The organism is Deltaproteobacteria bacterium (assembly GCA_026712905.1).
Classification (GTDB): domain Bacteria; phylum Desulfobacterota; class Binatia; order UBA9968; family JAJDTQ01; genus JAJDTQ01.
Genome location: JAPOPM010000086.1, coordinates 1 through 6299, shown reverse-complemented (window position 1 = coordinate 6299; position 6299 = coordinate 1). Strand labels below are relative to the sequence as shown.

At 65.1% G+C, this 6299-nt stretch carries 8 protein-coding genes; 5 read left to right on the top strand and 3 right to left on the bottom strand.

What is annotated here, in order from left to right:
• Together OXF11_06910 and OXF11_06905 are read left to right on the top strand one after the other, a co-directional pair.
• Positions 1-250, top strand: a 250-nt coding sequence (locus OXF11_06910; protein MCY4486834.1) for a hypothetical protein, incomplete at its 5' end; no start/stop codon positions are given.
• Positions 251-1217: 967 nt separating this feature from the next.
• Positions 1218-2084 (top strand): hypothetical protein, encoded by an 867-nt coding sequence (locus tag OXF11_06905; protein MCY4486833.1) that lies wholly within the window; start codon positions 1218-1220, stop codon positions 2082-2084.
• 43 nt (positions 2085-2127) lie between these two features.
• On the opposite strand, the gene OXF11_06900 is transcribed toward OXF11_06905, so the two are convergent.
• Positions 2128-2337: a transposase gene (locus tag OXF11_06900; protein ID MCY4486832.1), complete on the bottom strand. Its 210-nt coding sequence runs from the start codon at positions 2335-2337 to the stop codon at positions 2128-2130.
• A complete protein-coding gene (locus OXF11_06895) occupies positions 2331-3146 on the bottom strand; it encodes an IS1595 family transposase (protein MCY4486831.1) in 816 nt (271 codons plus the stop codon). Before OXF11_06895 ends, OXF11_06900 begins: the two co-directional genes overlap by 7 nt.
• A gap of 33 nt (positions 3147-3179) precedes the next feature.
• On the opposite strand from OXF11_06895, the gene OXF11_06890 reads away from it, so the two are divergent.
• Genes OXF11_06890 through OXF11_06880 form a run of 3 tightly spaced genes read left to right on the top strand, consistent with a single transcriptional unit; the run spans position 3180 to position 4858 of the window.
• Positions 3180-3650 (top strand): site-specific integrase, encoded by a 471-nt coding sequence (locus OXF11_06890; protein MCY4486830.1) that lies wholly within the window; start codon positions 3180-3182, stop codon positions 3648-3650.
• Between the two features lie 21 nt (positions 3651-3671).
• Positions 3672-4091, top strand: a complete 420-nt coding sequence (locus OXF11_06885; GenBank protein MCY4486829.1) for a hypothetical protein — start codon at positions 3672-3674, stop codon at positions 4089-4091.
• A gap of 35 nt (positions 4092-4126) precedes the next feature.
• Complete coding sequence (locus OXF11_06880; GenBank protein MCY4486828.1) at positions 4127-4858, top strand: site-specific integrase; 732 nt, start codon at positions 4127-4129, stop codon at positions 4856-4858.
• 484 nt (positions 4859-5342) lie between these two features.
• On the opposite strand, the gene OXF11_06875 is transcribed toward OXF11_06880, so the two are convergent.
• Positions 5343-5732, bottom strand: coding sequence for a hypothetical protein (locus OXF11_06875; GenBank protein ID MCY4486827.1), 390 nt, complete (start codon positions 5730-5732; stop codon positions 5343-5345).
• Between the last annotated feature and the right edge of the window lie 567 nt (positions 5733-6299).

Genomic DNA, 6299 nt, shown 5'->3' with positions numbered 1-6299 from the left:
CGTCACGCCCTTCAACCCGGACGGCACGTTCGAACATGTTGACGTCACGGTGAAGCACCCCGAACGGACCGTCATCCATTCGGAGGGGCACTGGGGTGGTGCGCTTTCAAACATTCCCGACCAGGATGGCAACCCCCGTCTCGTCGCGGGGTTCAGCGGCGCCTACTTTGAAGAAAGCGATGGCAGCGTCGGCGAGTTCTTCGGAACGTTCGTCGCCTTGAGCGAGCCCTTGCGAGCATCCGGAAGGTGAGTCGGCTCCGTACTTGAGGAGTAGTTTTCCCTTTATGGCGTGGGTATCTGGATGGGGCGGAGCGTCACCTCCGCGTTCACCGCCTCGTCGCCGCATGACCGCACGGATATTGCGCTAGGCGAAGTCCTGGAAAGGAGGATGCCATGAGCTGAAACCTTTCGTAGCGATCCAGCGGGTTCGACACCCGCCCGGCAAAGGCGCAGCCAGCCAGCCGGAAGCGAGTCTTGCATGGCGAGCGGCAACGCCCGTCGTGAAGCGTAAACAGCACGTGACGCAGCGGCGGAGGAAGCCTCGAAATCGGTAAATCGATGACGCCTTCATTGGTTTTCGTGTGGGGGCAGCACCGGAAGCGCCGTTACAGGCGAGGCGCAACGGGTCGTCCGGGGTCGTGGACCGGCGCAAAGTCGCGGGATGGATCGCCAGGGAACCTGGGATGTCCTGCCCTTGCCCGTGGGCAAGGAAGCTGGAGCGGGATGGCCAGCATGAAATCCAGACCCCGGTCCGTCGCCGGCGCCTGCGCGGCGGCGGGAGCGCGCTCGGGCGGACACGAACCCCGGCAGGCAACAGCCCGCGAAGCCGGCTGGCGAAAACAATGAGCCGAAGGACATGCGGGGGCAGGGAGTCGTAGCGCCCTGATAGTACCGCCGAAGGCGGGAACCGTGGCCATCGGGATTCGCCGGAGGGAAGCGGGGCGTCATCTGAACAGACCCACTGATGGGAAACGCTGGAGGAAACCCTGAGTTCCACCAACACGTAGACGAAACAGCAGTGGATAGTCGAACAGGCGAGGGAACATCCGGAGCGGGTGTTTACGTCCCTGCACCACCTGATCGACAGCGAGTGGCGGATCGTCGAACTCGAATCCCGCCTTCGCGAATGGAAGGTCATGGACTGAACCCCAAAGGAGAGTAATTGTGGAAGTCGCAAGTAAACTGGAGGCGAAGCGTTGTCCCGTGTGATATTGACCTTGGCGCTCCTGGCGCTCCTGGCGCTCCTGGCGCTCTTCGGCTGCGGTGGCGGGGGAGGCGGTGAGCCGCAGGTGCCGCCGCCCGTGGATGTGAAGTGGACGGAAGTCATGGAAGACGCAAACACCCTGCTCATTCCAGGTATCCACGGCTTCTATGACCTGTCCGTAGGGGGAACCCGTGTCAGTGAGGTAGTCAACGCCCCGCTGTCCTGTGACGGAGCCGGATGCGCCAACGAGGGAGAACCCCTCGCGGTCTCCGCCATCTTCGACGACGAGTTGGAGGTACTGGAGACCGGAAGACGAGGGTCCTTCCAGACCATGACGGCCACACAGGGAGACGAACGTGACGCTTTGAACCCAGGCATAATCGATGTGGCCCCCACTACCCTTCCGGACTTGCGGGCCTACGGCCTGTGGGGCAACCATGGGTTCGCCGCGGTCATGCTGGCACACGGGCCGGTGGCGGACACGACCGATGGCGTCGAGCTTACGGGCAGGATCAGCTTCGCGCTGCCGGTTGCCTTGGGTGATTCGCCGGGGAGCAGCCCCTCGGGTATGGGCGGCGCGACGTGGCGGGGTATCGCGAGCGCGGTGTCGCTCACCACATACGAGGTCGAAGACGGAACCTCGGTGATCACAATCCCCGACTTGGCAAGCCCCAGGGTCAACGTTGACGTGCTCATAGACTCGCAGTCAGTCGCGAAGCCGAGTTGGCGGGGCCTTGCCCTTACCGGAGGGCGCTACGCTGCCGGGACGTTCGGGGAGGATCGGCTGGACGGGATCTTTGCTGGCCCGGCCCACCAGGAGACGTATGGGGTGTTTGGAACGGACGCCTATGTGGGAGCGTTTGGGGCGAAGCGACAGTGATGGCGCGGGCCTCTTTTGTTTCAAGATACCTGTTCCTTCAAGGTCAAAACCTATCGCTCCCGCCCTTCTCGACCTTGGCGATCAGGTCTCGGAACATCAACCGCTTCCCGACCACGCCGGCAACCACGGATGCCATCTGATCCGCCGTGTCGCGCTGGCGGATATTGTGTCGGCTGGCGAACTCATTGACGTAGCGGTTCAGGTGCTTCGCGCTCATCTTGTGGTAGGTGCCGTGGTAACCGCGCTTCAGCATTGCCCAGAAGCTCTCGATTCCGTTCGTGTTCGCCATCCCACGTACTCGCCGACGCTGTCGTTGACCGCGGTGTGCTGCGGCAGCCCGTGGTAGGCCGCGTGATCGTCGGTGAATATCTCCGCGCCCTTCGCGGCGTTTTCCCTGACAAAGCCCTTGAGGGTCGGCCCGTCGGTGCTCGCGACGGGCTTGGCCGCGACCTCGTTCGTCTCGCAGTCCTTGATCCCCACCACCGCGACCTTGTCCGATGGCCCGCTGATGTGCATCTTCTTCGATGCGTGCCGGTTCTTCTCCTCGCCGCCCATGTAGGTCTCATCAACCTCGACCGGCCCGGCGAACGGCGGCGCGTAGTCGTCTAGCCCCCATGCTTCCCGGATGCGGTGAGCCATGAACCAGGCCGTCTTTTGCGTCACGCCGATGTCGCGGTGCAGCTTCATGCTGGACACGCCCTTGAGGCTGGTGACGCTCAGGTAGATCGCGTAGGCCCACTTTTTCAGCGGGACCTTCGACCGCTCCAGCGCCGTGCCGGTGCGCACTGAAAAAAACTTGTGGCACCTGACGCAACGATAGGGCATCCGGTTTTCGTTCGGAACCGGCCTGCCCACACCGTCTACGCAGCGCGGACAGGGGCGCTCCTCATCGGGCCAGCGCTTCGCCTCGAACCACTCCCGAGCGGCATCTTCATTGGGGAAAAGCTCACCAAGCTCAATCAAGCTGATCCCCGTAAGGGAGACGCGCCGCGAGCGGTTCCTGACGCCCGAGGAGTACCGCGAGTTGGGCCGGGTGCTCGACGAGGCGAAGGCCGACGGCACGGTGTTCCCGCCGGCGATCCCCAAGCTCCGTCTGTGCTGCTCACGGGCTGCCGCCGGAACGAGATCCTGACGCTCAGGTGGGACGACGTGGACCACACGGCGAGGGAGCTTCGGTTGAGGGACGGCAAGACGGGATGGCGCAGCGTGCCGCTCACGCCGGCGGTGGAGGCGGTGCTGGCGGGGATACCGCGGACGAAGGACAACCCGTGGTTGATCGCGGGGCGGAAGCCCGGAACGCGTCTCACGAACCTCGATGCAATCTGGATGAGGCTCCGCAGGCGGGCAGGGCTTGACGACGTGCGGCTCCACGACTGCCGTCATTCGTACGCCTCGCGGGCGCTGGCGCTGGGCGAGGGGCTTTCGATGATCGGCGCGCTGCTGGGTCACGCGAAGGTGGCGACAACGGCGCGCTATGCGCACCTGGCGCGGGACACGGAGAAGGCTTCGGCCGCCAAGGTCGGCGGCAGCATCGGGGCGGACATCCTGCCGCCCGGCGGGGTCTGAACCGGAGGGAGGGAGCGGCCCATGGCGAAGCTCACCACGGCGACGATTTCGAGGCGCACGTGGAAGCGCTGGCAGTGGAGAAGGACACGGTCTACTGGGACTCGGAGCTCTCGGGGTTCGCGCCTATCCGGGAACCAGTACTACGTGGTGCAGACCCGGGCCAACGGCAAGGCGGCGAAGCGGGTGACGGCGGCGGAGGCGCGCAGGCGGGCGGCGCTGATCATCGCGCGCATCAAGGCGGGAGAGGAGCCGCTGGCGGAGCCCGCGGCGGCCCTGGCCGAGGGTCCCACGGTGGGGGAGCTTGCGCGCCGATGGCTTGAGGAGCACGTGGCGGTGCGGTGCAAGCCGAGGACGGTGGAGATGTACACGCTGATCGTCCGCAAGCACCTGCTGCCGGCGCTCGGCAGAGTCCGGCGCTGGCGGTGGATCACCGGCGGGTGACCGAACTGCACCATTCGATGCGCGGGACGCCGTCGATGGCCAACCGGACGGTGGAGGCGCTGTCGCGCATCTGGAACTCGGCGGAGGACCGGGGGGAGTTGCCGGAGGCGAGCAACCCGTGCCGGGTGGTGGTGAAGAACCGCGAGCGCGGGCGCGAGCGGTTCCTGAGCGAGGAAGAGTTCCGCCGGCTGGGGCGGGCGCTGGCGGAGGCCGAGACCGGGAATGGCATGTCGGCGCGCGTGGTGGCGGCGATCCGGCTGCTGCTGCTCACGGGGTTGAGGCGGAACGAGGTCCTGGCGCTCCGCTGGCGGGACGTGGACCTCGATGCGCGCGAGATCAAGATCGAGGACTCCAAGACCGGCGCGCGCGTGGCTCCGCTCTCGCCGGAGGCGGCCCGGGTGCTCGCCGGAATACCGCGTGTGGAGGGGAACCCGCACGTGATTCCGGGGAAGAAGGCGGGCGCGCACTTGCGGAACCTGAACGACCCCTGGGACCGGATCCGCAAGCGCGCGAAGCTGGAGGACGTGCGGCTCCACGACTGCCGCCACTCGTTCGCGTCCAGGGCGCTGGCGCTCGGCGAGGGGTTGACCATGATCGGGAAGCTCTTGGGTCACACGAAGGTGGAGACCACCGCGCGGTACGCGCATCTGGCGCGGGAGTCGGTGCGCGAGTCCGCCATCCGCGTATCCGACAGCATCGCCGCCGACATCCTCAAGGGATACCCGGCTGGCGGCGGGGACCAAGCTCGGGCCAGGACGGCGACCTGACCCCCGGACCGGGCGTAACCCTCTCAAGAGTCCTCCTACCAAGATGATGGGTATATGTGGACACCATTTTGGGTCAAAAACACTTGTAGAAGACCGATCATTTTTTTGAGCTATCTGGACCCACAAAAGGTCTCCTAACCCTAGACCACTCCCGGACGCCCCCGGATGCCGTCATTCGGACGGCGTCTTCCAAGCCCCCCCGGGCTGGCGGTGGAAAGGATATACGGTTACGAAGCCAGGCCAACAGTCGGCGATCACCTATTGCGCCGATTGGCCAGACCCCGCCACTGGCGAAGCATTGGGAGAAGATCTTTGTCCCGACATCAACTCATGGCCCAAAGACCCCTGTCACTGACGGCAAGATCATCCCAGTTTAATCTGGGCTACCGGGCGGTGGTGAGGTATCGAACTCTCAGCTCGACTTTGTGCGATTACGTCGCGAAGCAGAGCGCGTAATGCATGCGCCTTATTTTGTCGGGTGGAATTATCTGCGGTTCCCGGTGTGGCGGGGAGCGCGATAAGTGTTTCCGAGCCAGAGTTCGCAGCGGATGGCCGCGATCGCATCGGAGAATGTGAAGCTGGTTTTTTCGTACCAGGCGGCGGCGTAGGACAGCTGGCTTGTTGTGAGAACGTCTCCCGCCCAGAGGCAAACCAGGCTGTAGAGCCCGCAGAGGACAGGGGTGGTTCGCGCAATCGCCGCGTCCGACCATTGGCGTTGTGTTTCGAGCCCGAGATGGGCCCGCAGTTCCTGGAATGTGACCTCGACCTGCCAGCGCCGCACGAAGGTCGCAATGATCTCAGCCGGATGCATGTCGATGTCGGTGCAGAAGAACGCCTGCGGGTCGCGCCCGCCGTCGGGGTCGCGCACCAGCACCCATCGGATAGCCTTGGGCGGTGTGCCGGGACGATACCAGAGCGCGGTATCGGAGATGATCTCGAGTGTCTTTTCCTTCGCACTTCCGTACCAGCGCGGAAGCGTGATGCTCGTCCAGCGGGCACCGGGGTCGCCGAGGCGCGTATGGAGCTTGGGCAGGGGCGGCCCCTTTTGCCGGGGTCGCCCGCGTTTGTTCGGGCCGCGCGGCGGCGGTGGCGCGAAGAGGTTGGCATCGAGCCTCAGCCTTCTGATGAGGGTTGCATGTCAATGTCAGCCGAAAATGTCCCATTTGTGTCAATCGAAAATGTCCCACTTCTGATGAGGGGGGCGGTTCGGGACAGACGCCCTCCGGTTGGGTCCGCTCCTGGGTGAGGGGGTGGACGGAGGGAGCGTAGCGACCGGAGTCCAGCTCCTCACCCAGGAGCACCTGGCGGGACACGGCCATCACAGCACCGCTTCCTCGTGGCGTTGCTCGGACGCGGACCGCATGAGGTTCTGGTGCTCCCGCATCCGGTAGCTGTTGCCGCGGATGTTGACGATGTGGCAGTGGTGCAGCAGCCGGTCGAT